We start from the raw sequence: 17146 nt of genomic DNA, 5'->3' as shown, positions 1-17146 counted from the left end.
ATTCAAACAGTTATCGAATATTTAATGCTTCGACCATGACACATCGACGGTGACGAGCAAAAGAGCGTGCAGAGGTAATGCCTTCGCCCGTTGGCCCAGCGATAGTGAATGTTGTATGACCTTCACCACCCACACCAATTCCTGAGTACGATGGGCCGTTTTTCACAAAAATTGTGGTTTGAATTAAACGGGCCATTTTGGTCAGTTTTTCAACATTGGTTGAGTGCATGATTGCAGTATGACGGTTGCCATGTTCAACCTTAATTGCCAAGTCTATCGCTTCATCCACGTTTTCAACGCGGACAACCGGTAGGAGCGGCATCATCAGTTCATGAATAACAAATGGGTGATTTCTTTCTGTTTCAAGCAAAATGACTTTAACGTCATCGCCAACCTGGATATCTAATTTTTCAAGGATGTAACGAGCGCCTTTACCAACAAAAGCGATATTCGGGCCAGTACCCTTTTCATTTAGAACCAGTGATTGAAGTTGTTGAATCTTCTGTCTGTCACACAATAAATACGCGCCACTTTTCTTCATGCAATGAATCAAGTAATCCGCGACTTCATTGACAACAATGACTTCTTTCTCAGCGATACACGGCAAGTTATTGTCGAACGCACAACCATTGATGATGTCTTTTGCAGCTTTCTCAATATTTGCTGTTTCATCAACCACAGCAGGAGGGTTACCAGCACCAGCACCAATCGCTTTTTTGCCAGTTGACATCACTGTTTTCACAATCGATGGACCACCCGTTGCGACGAGCATATTCACTCGAGGGTCCTTCATCATTGCATTGGTGTTATCAATCGAAGGCTCCAATACCGTCACGACCAAGTTTGCAGGCGCGCCCAGTTCAGCCAGTTTTCTGTTGATCAAATCAACCGCAACCAGTGAGACATTGCGCGAACGCGGGTGTGGGCTATACACCACCGTATTCCCTGCCGCCAGCATACCAATACTGTTGTTAATAATGGTTTCCGTTGGGTTAGTCGTCGGTGTGATTGAGCCAATCACACCGTACGCAGAAAACTCTGTCAGAGATAAGCCTGAATCGCCACTAAGTGCTGACGTCACGAGGTCTTCTGTACCTGGCGTTTTCGTTGCTGCGATGCGGTTTTTGGTCAACTTGTCTTCAAAGTTACCCATGCCCGTTTCTTCAACCGACATACGAGAAATTTTTTCAAGCACATCGTCTTGCGTGAAAACATCTCGAATACCTTTTACAAACGCAGCGCGGTCGCCCATGGTACAGTGACGGTATTGGACTTGAGCCTGTGAAGCAGCACTGATCGCCTCTTCCATCGACGTAAAACAACCTAAGTATTCTGCCGAGCCACGCACAGTGTCTTGGCTAGGCACGCTTTGAGGTTGCGCCTGTGTCTCCTTTAATATTTGAGAAACAATGCTCTCTAAGTTTGTATCTGCATTTGATGCGACAGGTTGTGCGTTCGATGCTGTCGCATTGGTGTATTTGCTCAAGACTTTTTCGACTGCTTGAGCAATGTCTTGTTCATTCATTCTTGATACTCCTTACAGCATCCCATTAAATTTCAATCACATTGCGAAATTTAGATGTATGAGGTTGTGCTTGACTTAAGAGGAGCTGAATCCATCGTTCCCAAGAGTTGAAGCCCAACATCACGCGCAGTTAGTACAGCCTGGCGAACCGCGCCAGAATCACCAGCAAAGGTAAAGATCACTTCATTACTGAAGCATGTACCTTTTGCTGGCGTTGAATAACCAACCGGATCAATCACAGCAGATTTTGCCGCAGCATCAGCAATAACCACACCGATGGCCGCTGGAGACGCACAAGTCATACCAAATGATTTACCAATTGGTGCACCAAATGCTTTGTTTAGGGCAGAGCTTGCGCGAGCCGTGTATTGGAACTCTAAATGACCCGCTACGTTGCCGTACACGTCACCAAACGTACGATTGATTTCAGATAGCGTCACTTCCACTGCGCGACGTACATCAGAGACATCATCCGCACCAAAGATGATTAGACAGCCATGACCACCGCCACCTTCTGTATCACGAGCAAGCTCAACCGCAACCACTTCACTGTTGGTGGCTTTTACTGCTTCATCGGCAGCAAAGATGTGTGGACCTGCACCGTTACGAGCACCCACAATGCCAATTGAGCGGTACTTTTTGTCGATGTTCATCACTTCATGCAACTGGCTATCAACACTCGCTACAACAAGGCCAATAGTGCGACCAAGGTCAGTCGTACCAACAAACTCAGTCAGACCACAGCTAGAAAAGTCCACAGTAGGCGTCGCAGGAGCAGCTTGTTGTTGTGCTGGCTGTTGTTTATTCATGACCTCAGAAATAATCTGTTCAACAAAATTATCTTTCATCGTCAATTTCCTTCTGTTCTATTACTGAACTGTTTTTGGCAAGATTTTTTCGACTTCAGTGTGAGGGCGAGGAATAACGTGTACAGAAACAAGTTCACCAACTTTGCTAGCAGCAGAAGAGCCCGCATCCGTTGCCGCTTTTACAGCACCAACATCACCACGAACCATTACTGTGATTAGGCCAGAGCCGATTTTTTCGTAGCCAACAAGTGTTACGTTTGCAGATTTAACCATGGTGTCCGCTGCTTCAATTGCAGAAACCAAACCTTTTGTTTCAACCATACCTAGAGCTTCTTGTTGCATAAATACCTCGATAATTTAAATGATTACTTTTCTGGCAAAATAGCCCTACGAGAGGTTGTAGGCTCTGCCTTATTCATTAAGCCATTTCATAATAAAAGCCTGGGGACAAAATGTTTTGCCCCGAGTGAGGATTCTTTTGCTGACAAAATTTGTGGCAAACAAGAATTTACAGCGATCTAAATCACACTAAATTTCAAGTAGGTAGAAAGCGCTCCAGGGCACCTTGGTGTACCGAGGGCTTAAAAGGAAGATAAGAGAGAAAATATAGGGTTAAGCCAGTCCTCGCGGCTTATTGAGGCAAGAATGAATGGATTAGATATAAAGTTATCACGAAGGACAAATTTGTCCTGTCGAGCGTTCATCATTTATGAGAACGGAAAATATCAGCGGGATTTCAATGGCATAATTGCTATGTCATTGAAGGTACAGAATACGTAAAAATCGCCTGATTTCAGGTTAAATAAGATGCTGCCACATATCAGGATGCGGCTTTGCTACCACCATACTATGAACCAGCAGACCTTTTTCGCCCGCACTTTTACAGCCGACGTTGACCGCGTTGTTGACGTCACCAATATCGCCATTGACGACAAAATAACACTTACCACCGATACCAAATGCCATGTGGACACGAACTAAAGTCACGTTTGCGGCTTTCATTGCTGCGTCAACCGCCTCGATGCAGGCCGCTACACTAAAGGTTTCAACCACTCCAACCGAACCTCTGGTTTCTACAGGCGTAACACCAGAGATCGCAGGTAGGATACTGGAATCAATCTTAGGCAAAATAATGCTATCGACCTTTAAGTGCCCGGCTATCATTTCACCGTGTTCTACGGCTTGTTTTACTGCTGCGACATCACCAGTAATCATGACAATATATTTACCTGGGCAAATCGTTTTTGAACTCAGCACTTCCACGCTGGCGCTTTTCAACATGCTATCGGTGACTTCGACGCCTTTTGCAATACTGCTTAATTCAAGCAAGCCAATGGTATCTTTCATTATCTACCTCTGTGAATAGTAATATATTGAGAGTCAACGGAACTCACCGTGCCGCTACAACTTGCGTGCACACCTAAACTCAACGCATTTGCTTTTGCTTCGACTAACTTTTGCCCTACTTCTACTTTATCGCCGACTTGCACTATCGGCTCACCCGGCGCACCAATGTGCTGACTTATGGCAACTTTGACTTGCTGATATGGTAAATCAAACGGTTGCATTGGCGCTTCTTGATAGTACGGCGTTAAATTAAGACGAGAAACCAAACGTGACGTTGGGACCAAGCGGTATTCTGCCATTGGGTCAGCATCTCTCAGGTCACCACTATATTGTGCGCCTTGTGTTCGTAGTTGCTTCTTCAATATTTTGTTCACACGCATGGGAGAAATATTGACAGGACAAGCATAGCTCTCACATAAGCTGCACTCTGAACACGTTAATGCGGATAAGAAAGTTGATGGCTTAGCTAAATTTTTGTAGTTAGTGGCCCGGATCACCTGGTTTGGTGCGAGCTGATGACCAATTAAATGACGCGGGCACAATTCAGTACACAGTGAGCACTGCTCACAAACTGTTTTCGCCATGTTAAGAATCTGCTGATCAGTTTTCAGACGGCGCTGAATTAAAATGTGCTCGCGTGGTAACACCAATAATGCGCCTGTCGTTTTGGTCACACACTGATTCAAATCTTCAACTAATGCGCCCATCATTGGTCCACCGTTAATCACGGCAAATTCATCCACGGTAACGCCACCAGTATAATCAAGTAGTTCCTGGAATGTAACACCGAGAGGAACCGTGATGGTCATTGGCGTATTGACGCAACCATTGATGGTTAAGGTACGCTCAAAAACCCCCTGCTCAAGCTCAACGGCATGACACACATTAATCAGGGTTTGAACGTTATTCACAATCACGCCAACGGTTATTGGTAATTGTGCCGGCGCCACACGACGGCCCGTTGCCATCCAAATGGTGATGACTTCATCGCCTGCTGGATACACATCTCGCAATATATGAATGCGCATGTTGGAAGCCAGTAACGGCGTTAAGGCATCAATCGCTTTTTGATATTTGGCTTTTAGTGCGATAACCCCTTCTTTCGCTCCAGTAGCTTTCATCGCATACGTTAGACCACGGATGAGTTCCGCTGCCTTCTCCGCCATCAGTTGCTGATCGACTTTAAGCATCGGTTCGCATTCCGCTGCGTTAACCAAAAAGGTTTCAGCCTCAGATTGAAGCTTTACGTAAGTCGGGAAACCAGCGCCACCAGCACCAACCACAGCAGCATGTTTAACTCTTTCAACAATGGTATTCTTATCCAATTGAGTAAGATGCGAATCAATAATACTTTGTTGATTTTTCATAATATTGCCTCTAGGGCCTGTTGTTCTAGAAAATGTCTAACCCGGAATGCCTAATCGTTTGTAGATTTGGCAATTATTGGGCTAGTTCGGCTGCATCTTGTGCAATCATCTTTTCTTCATTAGTTGGTAACACCACAATCGCCGGCGAGTTTACTGTGGAAACAACGCCCCATTCACCTCTCGTCGTCGCGGCATTTTTCTCTTTATCGAGTTTGAAACCAAACACCGCCAATTTTTGTACGGTGAGCTCTCGAATTAACACCGAGTTTTCACCAATGCCACCGGTAAATACCAATGCATCGATACGATCTAACGAAGCGAGATGGCCGCCAATATGACGTGCTAAACGGTGCACTAACACCTCTATGGCAAGTGCCGCACGTTGATTACCTTGAGCCCGCGCCTGCTCTAGTTCGCGGCAATCGCTTGAAAGTCCAGACACACCAAGTAAACCTGACTGGCTGTTACTCATCCTGTAAACAGAATCCAGCGATTGTTGCGTACTATTGGCGATATACACCGCGGCGCCGAAGTCCAAATCACCACAACGCGTCCCCATCACCAGACCTTCAAGCGGAGTCATCCCCATCGATGTATCCACACTTATTCCGTCTTTCACTGCGCAAACAGACGAACCATTACCAAGGTGTGCCACGATGATGCCGTGGTTATTCTTATCCAGGCTTAAGCGTTTCACCGTTTCTAACGCGATAAATCGATGTGACGTGCCGTGAAAGCCATAACGTCGTACTTTATGTTCATCACGTAACTCTAGAGGGATGGCATAGGTATAGGCTTCTTCCGACATGGTTTGATGGAACGCAGTATCAAATACCGCGACATTCGGAATATTTGGCAACAGTGTCATCGCGGTTTTAATGCCGATAAGGTTTGCAGGATTGTGCAGAGGAGCGAGTTCAGACAACTGTTCTATTTTCTCAATGATTTCGTCAGTCACCAGCACCGAATCACTGAACTCACTGCCGCCGTGGGCAACGCGATGACCTATCGCACATAAAGAGTCCATCAATTGTAAACTAGACATGGTTGCGAACAGTTTTTCTAATGCCGCTGAATGTGTGCCTTGTGTTAGTTCGAAAACAGATTTGTTTCCTTGCGAATCTTTTAGTGAAATAAAAGCGTCTGATAGTCCTAACTTCTCTGCCACACCCGATAAAACTGGCTCATCTTTCCCGGTTGGTAAAACAGAAAACTTCATAGAAGATGAACCACAGTTAATAACTAAAACACGAGTTTCTGATGACATGATGACCTCAAAAGAGAATGAATATTGAATAAAATGGGGAGTTAAAAATAATGTTGTTTTCTGGGCATTAGCGGGTGAACAGTGAAATCGCCGCCTGTGCGATGGCACAATCTTGTTCTACCGTTCCACCACTGATACCAACGGCACCCAATAACTGACCGTTTGTCCATATTGGTAGACCTCCACCAATACAACACACGTTTGGCGTATTTTGTAACCCATAGAGACTTTGGCCAGGCAGTACCTTATCGGCCAAATCTAATGTTGGCATTTTCAGCGCGACCGCCGTCCATGCCTTCTGTCTAGCCAGTTGATGGCTAACCAGTAGTGCGTTATCCATGACAAAGAAATAACGCTCTGCCCCGATGTGATCGACAAAGCTAAAAACAATATCAATACCCACCTTTTCCGCTGCTTGTCGGGCGAAATCACCAAGTTGGGTAATCGCCTGTAAACTCACAGTGGTAGCCGGACTATCCTTTACGTTCATGTTCAGCGCCTTATGTGAGGGTTTACGATTCTAACGAGTCAACAATGCCGACGATTGCAGCATCCGTAACAGAGTCGGAGTGGGAACTGCTTTTGCGAGCGGAACTTCCGGTTGTCACAACAACGATGTCACTATTGCCTGCGCCAACACAATCAATCGCAATTTCAGTTTCACTGGTTGGGCGGTGTTGTTGATCTAAACGCGTAACCACCAGTAACTTATTACCATTAAGCGATTCATGCTTGGTGGTGGATACAATCGCTCCGGTTACTTGGGCTAAATACATATAAATTCCCCTTAATTGATTCTTTCAACAAAGATACGTCGACGGGCAATTTCCTCTTTAGCTGACGGCGTAATGATTGTATTTTTTTCGATTAGCAACGGCTGCGCTTCAGGCTGTAATTTAACGTCAGCCAGCGTAATCAGTGATTTCAGAGCAACACGTAATACCTTGGGTCTACCGATAAAGCTGACTCCATAGTCTTCAACCTTATTAACATATGTCGAAATTTGTTCGGTTAATGGGCCGGGCGCGTTGTCTAACACAGTTTGATATTCATGATTGAGTGTCGCTGTGATCGGTTTTCGATTGAGCAACGCGTGAAAAGCCCAACTGGTGGCTAAATTGTCACGAATACACAACGCCAACTTGCTTAAGCTATTGGTTGATATTGCAGGAAAAAAGACAGCGTAATAATCGTCATACAATTCATCAGGAAGGCAATAATCCATCGAAAATTCAATATCGCCCTCTTGCTGCCAGCGCAGAAACACCGATTTGATCACCGAGTTCTCGGCGGAATGAGAAAGCGTCACTGCAATACCATAGCCGGACCAATATAACGCCTTAATGCAGCTCAGTGTATCGAGTAATGACTCCTGCTCGTTACCAGTTAAAATGACTCGAATCACTTTTGAACGTTGCGGTTTGCGAGCTAAGATTTCGTCAACGATCTGACTGATCATGACGATTAAGTCTTTTGTCTCCATAACAAGGTTACTCACTTGCTTTCATTGCGATGCCTAACGGAGTAACAAGCAATGGATCAGGTACAGAAAGCGATTCAACACCAGTCACTTTGGTAAAGACTTCGGCAAACTGGCTGAAGCTTGTTGCACCACCCACCAACCATAACTGTTCCGCTGAATTGGTTTTTAACCAGAGCGAAACTAAACTGGCCATTTTTTCCACGACTGGACGCACAACGGAGAAAACTTGTTTTTCATGTTGTGAGTCTTTTTTCATCGTCTCCGCTTGGTCGTATTCGAGATTCATTGCGCCAGCTAACACCAATGTCATATGCGATCCGCCAGTGGGTTCATCGGCACTAAAAGTGACATCACCTTTATCCAAGATACTCATACCAGTCGTACCACCACCGACATCGACGACCGCTCCACTTTGTAAATTTAATGCGCAAGCAGCAGCAACTGGTTCATCAATCACATCAGTGACAATAAACCCAGCAGATTCAACTACATTAACAATGACTTTTACGCTGCCTTCTGAAACACCTGGAGGGATGGCCGTTGCGGCTTTCTCTAATGTGCAGCCAAGCCCTTCTTCAACTTTTTTCTTCAACATGGAAACAACTTGAGTCGCGGTGATGTAATCCACCACAATACCATCTTTGACCACTTTCGAAGGGTAACTTGCACCTGCTACAGGGTTGTTGTTTTTATCTACAACCACAATGGCAATATTCGCCGTACCAAGATCCACACCAACTTTAAAAGGCCCTTTCTTTTTCAGGCACTTTTCATCTTGTACTAGTTTGGCAAGTTTTTTTAGTCGCTTGTATGAAGTTGAATCTGACATGGCTTACCTCACTTGATAACGAGTGACGCTGTCGTTATTTTTAAGGCCAAATGCATTCGCCTCTTCAACGTCGATGTGCATTTCCATCACCGCGTCGTTACTCACTCGCACCACAACATTGCGTAGAATCCCTGCTCGGTCGCCTTGAGTTTCAACATCGATTTCCATACCGTCTTTAAGACCAAAGGATTCAGCATCTTGATGTGAGATATGAATATGACGCCAAGCCACGATCACACCATGGTCTTTAATCACCTTTCCTCGAGGGCCAATAAGTTCGATACTCGGAGAGCTTTCTAAGTCACCTGACATTCTGACTGGTGCTCTCACGCCCAATGCAAACCCGTCAGCAATCGAAATCTCAACTTGTGTTTCACTGCGCAGTGGCCCCAAAACACGAACTTTTTGCAGTTCACCTTTAGGACCTTTTAACGTAATCACTTCTTCAGCGGCGTACTGGCCTGGCTGTTTTACGGCTTTAAAGCGCGTCAATTCAGATCCAACACCAAACAATGCGTCCATATCTTCACGGCTTAAGTGCACATGTCGATTGGAGATACCAATAGGTACGACTAATTTATTATTTGATTCAGCAACAACATAGTTGCTCGTAGATGCAGTATTGGAGTGGCCAAATAACTCTTTCATTATCTGTTGCGTAATGAGTTCTGCCTTTTCCTTAATTGTGTCCATAATAGCTTTACCATTCTTAGAAGAATCTTTCTGATTATTACGATAATTTGTAATAAGTCTTAATGTTTGCCTTTGACTAGGACTTTTTTGACGACAAAATATAGCCGTGACAAAACGATCCAGATTAGCCAATGATTTTTGTAAGCAGCATATCAATATCACTGGCCGTCGGTTTTCTTGGGTTGGTTATGGTGCACCCATCCGCCAGCGTGGCTTCAATAATTGTCTGTCTAGCAGCTTCAACGTCTTCACGCTTCTTTCCAAATTCAGTCAGGGATGCAGGGATCTGCTGTTGCTTGTTTAAATTACGGATAGCCGTCGATAGCTCTCGCACCGCCTGTGAAGGAGAGTCAACATCAATCTTCATTAAACGGGCACATTTTTGATACTTCTTCAGTATGTCCAAGCTGCCGCTTTCGCCATTAAAATCAATAATTAGCGGTAGAAGCATGGCGTTAATTTTGCCATGGGATATGTGCAATATGCCGCCCAACGCATGCGCCATTCCGTGAACCAAACCTAATCCAGATGAATTAAATGCCATGCCCGCCATACACGATGCGTTATGCATATGCTCGCGAGGCTCAATCGCAGATTCGTTTTCCACTACCTGCGGCAAATAGGTGGCGACTAAATGAATGGCTTTTTCTGCAAGCGCATCACTAAAATCATTAGAATTTATGGAAGCCACCGCTTCAATGGCATGCGTTAACACGTCCATACCGGTATCGACAGCAACCGTTCGAGGAACGCTTAATACCAACTCGGGGTCTAACAGTGCAGCGTCAGGTAATAAATCAGCAGAGACGAGTGGGTACTTTTTGCCGTTCGAGGCGTCCGAAATAACCGCATACGACGTCACTTCAGAGCCAGAACCACTAGTGGTAGGAATGGCGATCAATTCAATTTTTTGACCTTGGTAAAGATCCTCTAACGTAATTTTGATGCCCTTAGCGGCATCCAACGAAGAACCGCCACCTAAAGCAATAATCACATCCGGCTGAAATGATTTAAATTGCTGTACACCCGCAACAATAACCGCCGTGTTCGGGTCTGGCTTCACATCACCAAAAACTGAAACGGTCGCATAAGGCATTGCTTTAATTAACGATTGAGTCTTACCAGAAGACACCATAAAAGCATCTGTCACGATAGCGACTTTTTTCGAATTTAAGCGCTCTAAAGAGCTGATAGCATTTGTACCGAAGTACACATCCGGCACAGAAAAAAATCGACTAGCCATTAAATTCTCACTTCCTTTTGGATAAAATTAAAAATACTAATTTGAATTTAACACTAATCGATATAACGAAACTTATAAGAACTTGCCTATAGTTAGTAAAATTTTGTTGTTCTACGTAAATAATGGACAAAACATCCCCCTACTTGAATTTTTTACACTCGATAAAAATAGAGAACAATTTTTTCATAGCATAAATAAAAATCAGACAATATTTTTCCTTACCGCTAGATATACTGAACAAGTGGAAATATAAAACACAACTTTCGATAAATTCCCTACTATTTTTAATTAACAATAAATAAGGTTTTATTATGGATAAAAAACTAGCAGGCCAGTGCATTGCTGAGTTCTTTGGAACTGGTCTATTTATATTCTTTGGAGCCAGTTGCTTATGCGCGAACATATTGGCTGGTGCTAACTTTGGGCTATGGGATATCGCCATTGTTTGGGGTTTAGGTATTGCTCTGGCTGTTTACCTAACCGCTGGGGTGTCTGGTGCCCATTTGAACCCAGCCGTTACGATAGGTTTATGCTTATTCGCAAACTTCGAAAAAAGAAAAGTGCTACCCTATGCGCTATCACAAATCGCTGGCGCATTTTTTGGTGCGACTATCAGTTACGTCCTTTACCAAAGCTTATTCACAGATTACGAAGCCGCACATAATATGGTGAGAGGTTCACAGGAAAGCTTGGCACTGGCTGGCATATTTACCACTTTCCCTCACCCTTCAATCACCGTTTTTCATGCTGTTATTGTAGAAATTGTTCTTACAGCAACACTGATGTCTTTGATTTTATCGCTCACCGACGATGGCAATGGCGTACCTAAAGGTGGCCTAGCTCCGCTACTAATTGGTATTCTCGTTGCCGTTATTGGCGCAGCAGCCGCCCCGTTAACCGGTTTCGCGATGAACCCTGCGCGTGACTTTGGCCCACGATTATTCACTTTTTTCGCTGGCTGGGGTGAAATGACGTTAACGGGTGCAAGAGACATTCCTTACATGATCGTACCAATTATTGCCCCCGTGATCGGAGCATGTATCGGTGGTGCTGGTTATCGTTTATTGATTGATAAATACGTGAGTAAACCAGAAATAGAGACCTCGAACGAAATTCAAGAAGTAAAATAATCGTTATTTTCACACGCTCTAGTGAGAAAATATTTTCTCATTATCACTAGGGCGTCATTCTCTTCAATAAATAAAACATACCTCATATTTATTTTTATATGGTCGACCAAATACTAACCCTACCCTGAAATTCGTACTCTGTATTCTTGAAATCATAAAGAATAACGATAAACAACTATTTGAAGAATCACACTAATATAGTGTTTATATCCAAATCACCTTAAACTACTTGGCCTATAAAAAAACCCCAATCACACAGAAGTTCCATGTGTTTGAGGTGTATTCAGAAAGGTCAGCAGAGAGTGTGAACGCAATCCTAGTTTGACGCTGAACGACGATTTGATTTCGATCGACTATTGGTTGTGGCTGCCGCCGAGCTCGTCGCTGCTTTAGCCGCCGTTGATTTTGTCGTTGTTGTATTACTTGTTGCTGGCTTGGCTGCTGCCTTTTTGGCTGGCGCTGATTTTGCCGATGCATTGCCAGGCTGCACTTTTGGAGAGGCATCAGCTGTCGCTTTTGCTTTTGCTTTTGCTTCTTCAACTGCGGCTGTTGGTGTTTCTTTTACAGCGTCTTGTAGTAAGACGTCAGCTTGTTTAGCATCTTGTTGCTTAGTTTCATGTTGCTTAGTCTCTTGATGTTTCGATTCTTGTGCTGCATTCTGTCCAGCAATAATAACCGCCTCCAAACCTTCAGCTGTTCGTGCTAGAACCTTGTAAGCATAGACTTCACCAATGCGAGAAGCTGCTGCAACGCCTGCATCAACAGCTGCATTTACCGCACCAACATCCCCCACAAGTTTAACCGTGTGTAGACCATTACCTTTCGCAGACTCATAACCCAGCAATTCAACATTTGCCGATTTAATTGCCGCATCCGCAGCCTCTATTGCGGCCGCTAAGCCCACCGTTTCTATTAAGCCTAAACTTTGACCAGACATAGACATACCTTTCTCCTTAATATTGAATTAGATGTATACCCAAATAACCTCAAGGTGCTAGGTTCAGCGAGAATGACTTGATTCACAGTCGCGGCAACGACTTGAAGATCTAGTAGTTTTAAATCAAAAATCGTTAGCAAAGGCTGTGGGCCAAGGCAACTCGCTCTAGCCACTTATGCTTCACTTCGTAATCGTTCTGATATTGTCGTATCTTCCCAAGGGAAAATATCCCGACCAAAATGGCCATAACAGGCAGTTTGACGATAACGAGGAACCAACAAATTTAATTGTTGGATCATTTCATATACTCGAATATTGAAATGTTCATCAACGAGTTGATACAGACGAGATACTGGTACTTTTTCTGTACCATATGTATTTATTTTCATCGAAACTGGTTCAGAAATACCGATCGCCCATGCAAGTTGGATTTCGCATTTTCTAACCAACCCCGCTGCAACCAAGTTCTTAGCGATATACCTCGCCATATAAGCAGCAGAACGATCGACTTTTGAAGGGTCTTTACCCGAGAACGCACCGCCACCATGACAAGCCGCACCGCCATAGGTATCAACGATGATTTTTCGGCCCGTTAACCCGCAATCTGCAGTAGGTCCGCCAATATGGAACTCCCCAGCCGGATTGACGAGAAATTGCGTTTTTGAGGTCATCCAGGATGCGGGAATAACGGGTTTAATAATGTCTTCAATCACTGCCTCACGCAGATCTTTCAAAGAGACGCTTGGTAGGTGTTGAGTTGACACTAAAATCGTGCGGGCTTGCCGGATAGTATTTTGGTGATATTCAAGCGTAATTTGCGCTTTCGCGTCAGGGAGTAAAAAAGGCAACGCACTTTCTTTACGCAATAATGCTTGCCGTTTCATTAACTTGTGTGAATAACTGATAGGAGCAGGCATTAATTCTGTCGTTTCATCACAGGCATAACCAAAGGTGATACCTTGATCACCAGCGCCCAATAGAGAAAAATCAGAGCTTCGGATGCCTTCAGATATATTGCTCGATTGAAGCCCGAGTAAGTTGATAATCCCGCAGCTGTTGCCATCGAACCCAGCGGTAGAACTGTTGTACCCGCAGCTCTTTATCGTAGCTCGAACAATCGCTTCAATATCTACCTTAGCGAATGAATTTATCTCACCTGCAACGATAACAACACCTGACTTGATCAAGCATTCACAAGCAACTTTGGCAAAAGGATCTTGGAGTAGAAAAGCGTCTAGAATCGCATCAGATACCTGATCGGCTAGTTTATCTGGATGCCCTTCTGAAACGGATTCTGAACTAAATAAGTAGCTTTCCATTATCTATACTTTCATACTTTAACCATATCTTATGGTAAATAGACATATAGTTCATGGAAAGACACTTTATTGCCAGTATAGTGGACTATTTTGTTATCCCTTTCTTTTCAGAAACAAGATAGTACAACACGATTTAGTTCTTAGTTTTGATCACATTTCTCTGTAATCAGATGGAGATACACCAATTTCCTTTTTAAAGATTCGACAAAAGTAGTTTGAATCTTTCCATGCAAGTTCTAGAGATATCGTATTGATTTTCAAATCACTGAACTTTAGCAAAGCGCAAGCTACAATGAGTTTTCTCTGAGTTATATAGTTTGAAAACCCAACATTTTCACTCTTTTTAAACGCCCGACTTAAATAGCATGAACTGACAAATGTTTTCTCGGCGATATCGTCTAATGTAATATTATTTAATCTTTTTTTTTCAATGTGGAACTTGGCTCTTGCGATAAAATCTACACTAGATGACTGCTTTTTAAATAACGGAGTGAATATAACATTACCAACGTCAAACAACGAAAATATAAGGCGTGAATAGAGATCTTCTTTTAAACCTGAACGTCCAACATCTTCAGATAGTGCATGTAGTTTTGAGCAAATAGAGGAATAATCTTCGCTCAATGAATCAAGAAAGAAACCTAGCGTATCAAGGAAGTTTTTTACCCTACCTCTTGCATCTTCACCAGCTTTCGTTTGTACGTAACATTCATTAATTGTCTCTAAAACAAAATCATTCCAAAGTACATAGTTTTTCTCTAGAAAAAGGTTGTTTATTGTTTCCTTTAACTGTTTGGATTCTTTGCTCTTCTCCTCATCAAACTCAAGCGTCTTTTTAATAGTCTCGCTCAAAACTTTTTGTCTGACTGGCTTTAATAAGTAATCTTGAATCTGCAAGTTGAACATATTGCGTAACATGTCAAAATCGTCATTAGCGGTGGTGACAACCACTTTCGCTTCATTATTTTTGGATCTTAGATAATCGATGACTTCTTTCCCATTAGGCAAAGGGATATTAATATCAACCAACATCAAATCAATATTTTTAATATCATCTATTAATTGGATTGCTTTTCTTCCTGTTGATGCTTTATGAATAAGAGCATTATCGACGCACGTTAAAACAATTCGTTCGATAGACTCCATTTCAATTAATTCATCTTCCACAATCACTATATTGTACATACAATATCTCTTTAATTATTATTCATAGGGATTTTTAGCATTATTGTTGTTCCATGCATTGGCCTGTTAGGGCTGGATATTTCCAGTTTGTACTCATCTCCGTACAAAAGCTGTGTTCTATTGATTATATTGTATATGCCAATGCATCCACTTTTAGAGTTTTGCTCACCAGCAATTATTTCTTTGATTTTACTTGCGGCGATACCATCGCCGTTGTCTTGTAACTCAATGAATAAATCTTCCCCATCATCATAGGCTTCTATAGATAGAGTGCTCATGATGTCTCTTGGTTCCACAACATAATTGAAAAAGTTTTCTACCAATGGTTGAAGAATCAAAAAGGGACAAGGAATATTAAAATATTTTTCAGGAACATTGCACGTATACGAAAATCGGTCCCCCATCCTTACCTCTTGGATAGACATATAATTTTTGACATACGTTATTTCGTGCCCAAGAGTAATAACGCCACGAGTGCTTTTCCTCAATAAATAACGCATCATATCAGAAAAGTTATGCAGCATATTTTCGGTTCTATCTGCTTCTTCTAAATAAGCCAGACGACCAATCGTATTCAGAACATTAAATAAAAAGTGGGGATTAACTTGATAAGAAAGCGCTTTAAACTCAGCTTCATTTAAAGCCTTCTCCATTGCCATACTTTTTTGTAATTCATTTTTTAGTTCTAATTCTTTTTTATGCAGTTCGCTTTGAATAAGCCGTGAGTGAGCTTGCTCAACCAGATAAGACGCAACATCGAACAAGGTGTCTGCTGTCGATACAAAGCGTTCATAATCCATTTTTTTAGTTTTATCGTATAAAGCAATGAGTTCAGAACTATCTTCCCAAATTCTATTCTCTTCAAGAATGTACGGGATTTTACTTTTTGCACTATCCTCGACTTTGACTTGACCTGATATCATTGCACCTAAATACTGACCATTAACCATAATCGGTACCGCACATTCAACAAAACCACAGTAACAACGATATACCACTGGCTTACCGGTTTTCATAGCAATACGACCACCAGCATCATCACTTTCAAAACATTGCGCTTTTCTTTGTGGATCTTTTCTCGATTGAGCACAATATTCACAAAATCCACTTAGCTTGGTGACAGGCTCACCGTGAGAATCAACCACAACCAAAGCAATCTCCATTGACTGGCTGAAGTTGTTCTGCAATATTTGCAAGCGATTGATATCTAGATATTCTTCAAGTGTATACTGCATAATTCTCAGCTATTGTGACTTACGGCATTGTGGAATTATAAATTTACGACTGACTCGTAACCTGACACAGATCAATCAAGTTAAGTATCATTAGTGTTGGGTAGCTGTTTTGAGATATTCGTTATAGTTTTCTATGGCGTTGTTGCCTAAATCAGTTGAACCTTTTCCAAGTCCTGTGATCTGATCCTTTGTGATGGTTAGAACGGAGGTGACTGGGTAAAGCGAAAAAGCAGATAACTAACTGGGCGGAGTACAATAAGGCTTTGTGCAAACGTGGCTCGGTTACGTTCTGGATAGATGATTCAACCGTAGATGCATGGCGATGTAAAACCCATCACGGCAAGCGTGGTAGAGGCTTTCAGTACTCTGATACCGCTATTGAAACTGCTTTGATGATTAAGGGCATCTTCTCTCTACCATTACGTGCTCTCCAAGGCTTTATCGACTCTATCTTTGACTTATTGGATGTTCCGGTGACTTCCCCTGATTACACCTGTATCAGTAAACGATCGAAGACAATATCGCAATAAATCTAGAGGGGCGATTCGCCATATAGCCATTGATTCAACTGGCCTCAAAGTCTTTGGCGAGGGTGAGTGAAAAGTGTATTTGCGGGAATCGTTCAAGGCTTAGTATTAACTGGGAGTATTGGCACAATGGTGACCGGGTTGAAACCTGAAGAGCGGGCAAACGTCTTCTCTGTTATTTATGCGACCTCTTATGTTGGTGCCGATATTAACTTACATAAAAGAAATTTCACCACGTCCTACTCTGTTT

General features: G+C 42.9%; 16 protein-coding genes and 2 pseudogenes. 2 read left to right on the top strand and 16 right to left on the bottom strand.

What is annotated here, in order from left to right:
• Nucleotides 1–10 precede the first annotated feature (10 nt).
• The 12 genes from K358_RS0104030 to K358_RS0103975 form a co-directional block, all read right to left on the bottom strand.
• Nucleotides 11–1525: an aldehyde dehydrogenase family protein gene (locus tag K358_RS0104030; RefSeq protein WP_027695611.1), complete on the bottom strand. Its 1515-nt coding sequence runs from the start codon at nucleotides 1523–1525 to the stop codon at nucleotides 11–13.
• Between the two features lie 50 nt (nucleotides 1526–1575).
• On the bottom strand, nucleotides 1576–2373 hold the full coding sequence (gene pduB / locus K358_RS0104025; RefSeq protein ID WP_027695610.1) for a propanediol utilization microcompartment protein PduB: 798 nt from the start codon (nucleotides 2371–2373) through the stop codon (nucleotides 1576–1578).
• A gap of 21 nt (nucleotides 2374–2394) precedes the next feature.
• Complete coding sequence (grpH, locus tag K358_RS0104020; RefSeq protein ID WP_014232056.1) at nucleotides 2395–2676, bottom strand: propanediol utilization system shell hexameric protein GrpH; 282 nt, start codon at nucleotides 2674–2676, stop codon at nucleotides 2395–2397.
• Between the two features lie 456 nt (nucleotides 2677–3132).
• Entirely contained in the window at nucleotides 3133–3681 is a 549-nt protein-coding gene (locus K358_RS0104015) for a BMC domain-containing protein (RefSeq protein ID WP_027695609.1), read from the bottom strand.
• The gene (locus K358_RS0104010) at nucleotides 3681–5048 is read right to left on the bottom strand and encodes a 4Fe-4S dicluster domain-containing protein (protein ID WP_027695608.1); all 1368 of its coding nucleotides are present in this window, start codon (nucleotides 5046–5048) and stop codon (nucleotides 3681–3683) included. The genes K358_RS0104015 and K358_RS0104010 overlap by 1 nt, the downstream gene beginning before the upstream one ends.
• A 73-nt stretch (nucleotides 5049–5121) precedes the next feature.
• On the bottom strand, nucleotides 5122–6315 hold the full coding sequence (gene tdcD / locus K358_RS0104005) for a propionate kinase (protein ID WP_027695607.1): 1194 nt from the start codon (nucleotides 6313–6315) through the stop codon (nucleotides 5122–5124).
• Between the two features lie 67 nt (nucleotides 6316–6382).
• Nucleotides 6383–6805 (bottom strand): GlcG/HbpS family heme-binding protein, encoded by a 423-nt coding sequence (locus K358_RS0104000; RefSeq protein ID WP_027695606.1) that lies wholly within the window; start codon nucleotides 6803–6805, stop codon nucleotides 6383–6385.
• 22 nt (nucleotides 6806–6827) lie between these two features.
• Nucleotides 6828–7091, bottom strand: coding sequence for a EutN/CcmL family microcompartment protein (locus tag K358_RS0103995; protein WP_027695605.1), 264 nt, complete (start codon nucleotides 7089–7091; stop codon nucleotides 6828–6830).
• 11 nt (nucleotides 7092–7102) lie between these two features.
• Nucleotides 7103–7813 (bottom strand): hypothetical protein, encoded by a 711-nt coding sequence (locus K358_RS0103990; RefSeq protein WP_027695604.1) that lies wholly within the window; start codon nucleotides 7811–7813, stop codon nucleotides 7103–7105.
• Nucleotides 7806–8627, bottom strand: a complete 822-nt coding sequence (gene eutJ / locus K358_RS0103985; RefSeq protein ID WP_038149654.1) for an ethanolamine utilization protein EutJ — start codon at nucleotides 8625–8627, stop codon at nucleotides 7806–7808. The genes K358_RS0103990 and eutJ overlap by 8 nt, the downstream gene beginning before the upstream one ends.
• A 3-nt stretch (nucleotides 8628–8630) precedes the next feature.
• A complete protein-coding gene (gene pduL, locus K358_RS0103980; RefSeq protein ID WP_027695602.1) occupies nucleotides 8631–9320 on the bottom strand; it encodes a phosphate propanoyltransferase in 690 nt (229 codons plus the stop codon).
• 124 nt (nucleotides 9321–9444) lie between these two features.
• Nucleotides 9445–10563: a 1-propanol dehydrogenase PduQ gene (locus K358_RS0103975; RefSeq protein WP_027695601.1), complete on the bottom strand. Its 1119-nt coding sequence runs from the start codon at nucleotides 10561–10563 to the stop codon at nucleotides 9445–9447.
• 311 nt (nucleotides 10564–10874) lie between these two features.
• Between K358_RS0103975 and K358_RS18035 the strand changes: the two genes are divergently transcribed.
• On the top strand, nucleotides 10875–11693 hold the full coding sequence (locus K358_RS18035; protein ID WP_051241168.1) for an MIP/aquaporin family protein: 819 nt from the start codon (nucleotides 10875–10877) through the stop codon (nucleotides 11691–11693).
• 667 nt (nucleotides 11694–12360) lie between these two features.
• Here the strand turns inward: K358_RS18035 and K358_RS19425 are convergent.
• The 4 genes and pseudogenes from K358_RS19425 to K358_RS0103950 form a co-directional block, all read right to left on the bottom strand.
• A pseudogene (locus K358_RS19425) lies at nucleotides 12361–12630 on the bottom strand (BMC domain-containing protein); the annotation flags it as partial.
• Between the two features lie 173 nt (nucleotides 12631–12803).
• Nucleotides 12804–13949: a methionine adenosyltransferase gene (gene metK, locus K358_RS0103960; RefSeq protein WP_027695600.1), complete on the bottom strand. Its 1146-nt coding sequence runs from the start codon at nucleotides 13947–13949 to the stop codon at nucleotides 12804–12806.
• A gap of 150 nt (nucleotides 13950–14099) precedes the next feature.
• Complete coding sequence (locus K358_RS0103955; RefSeq protein WP_027695599.1) at nucleotides 14100–15134, bottom strand: helix-turn-helix domain-containing protein; 1035 nt, start codon at nucleotides 15132–15134, stop codon at nucleotides 14100–14102.
• An 11-nt stretch (nucleotides 15135–15145) separates the two neighbouring features.
• Entirely contained in the window at nucleotides 15146–16369 is a 1224-nt protein-coding gene (locus K358_RS0103950; RefSeq protein WP_038149651.1) for a sensor histidine kinase, read from the bottom strand.
• A 212-nt stretch (nucleotides 16370–16581) separates the two neighbouring features.
• Between K358_RS0103950 and K358_RS18955 the strand changes: the two are divergent.
• Nucleotides 16582–16966: pseudogene (locus K358_RS18955) on the top strand (transposase); the annotation flags it as partial.
• Nucleotides 16967–17146: the final 180 nt, after the last annotated feature.

The organism is Vibrio litoralis DSM 17657 (genome assembly GCF_000426765.1).
GTDB lineage: Bacteria > Pseudomonadota > Gammaproteobacteria > Enterobacterales > Vibrionaceae > Vibrio > Vibrio litoralis.
The sequence above is the reverse complement of the archived record's forward strand: the minus strand, read 5'-3'. Positions and strand labels throughout refer to the sequence as shown.

What these genes read in the sequence shown, in the direction of transcription:
- K358_RS0103975 (WP_027695601.1), bottom strand. Translation starts at nt 10,563, where the DNA reads ATGGCTAGTCGATTTTTTTCTGTGCCGGATGTGTACTTCGGTACAAAT.
- K358_RS0103950 (WP_038149651.1), bottom strand. Translation starts at nt 16,369, where the DNA reads ATGCAGTATACACTTGAAGAATATCTAGATATCAATCGCTTGCAAATA.
- pduL (WP_027695602.1), bottom strand. Translation starts at nt 9,320, where the DNA reads ATGGACACAATTAAGGAAAAGGCAGAACTCATTACGCAACAGATAATG.
- tdcD (WP_027695607.1), bottom strand. Translation starts at nt 6,315, where the DNA reads ATGTCATCAGAAACTCGTGTTTTAGTTATTAACTGTGGTTCATCTTCT.
- eutJ (WP_038149654.1), bottom strand. Translation starts at nt 8,627, where the DNA reads ATGTCAGATTCAACTTCATACAAGCGACTAAAAAAACTTGCCAAACTA.
- K358_RS0104010 (WP_027695608.1), bottom strand. Translation starts at nt 5,048, where the DNA reads ATGAAAAATCAACAAAGTATTATTGATTCGCATCTTACTCAATTGGAT.
- K358_RS0104015 (WP_027695609.1), bottom strand. Translation starts at nt 3,681, where the DNA reads ATGAAAGATACCATTGGCTTGCTTGAATTAAGCAGTATTGCAAAAGGC.
- pduB (WP_027695610.1), bottom strand. Translation starts at nt 2,373, where the DNA reads ATGAAAGATAATTTTGTTGAACAGATTATTTCTGAGGTCATGAATAAA.
- grpH (WP_014232056.1), bottom strand. Translation starts at nt 2,676, where the DNA reads ATGCAACAAGAAGCTCTAGGTATGGTTGAAACAAAAGGTTTGGTTTCT.
- K358_RS0104000 (WP_027695606.1), bottom strand. Translation starts at nt 6,805, where the DNA reads ATGAACGTAAAGGATAGTCCGGCTACCACTGTGAGTTTACAGGCGATT.
- K358_RS0103995 (WP_027695605.1), bottom strand. Translation starts at nt 7,091, where the DNA reads ATGTATTTAGCCCAAGTAACCGGAGCGATTGTATCCACCACCAAGCAT.
- metK (WP_027695600.1), bottom strand. Translation starts at nt 13,949, where the DNA reads ATGGAAAGCTACTTATTTAGTTCAGAATCCGTTTCAGAAGGGCATCCA.
- K358_RS0104030 (WP_027695611.1), bottom strand. Translation starts at nt 1,525, where the DNA reads ATGAATGAACAAGACATTGCTCAAGCAGTCGAAAAAGTCTTGAGCAAA.
- K358_RS0103955 (WP_027695599.1), bottom strand. Translation starts at nt 15,134, where the DNA reads ATGTACAATATAGTGATTGTGGAAGATGAATTAATTGAAATGGAGTCT.
- K358_RS18035 (WP_051241168.1), top strand. Translation starts at nt 10,875, where the DNA reads ATGGATAAAAAACTAGCAGGCCAGTGCATTGCTGAGTTCTTTGGAACT.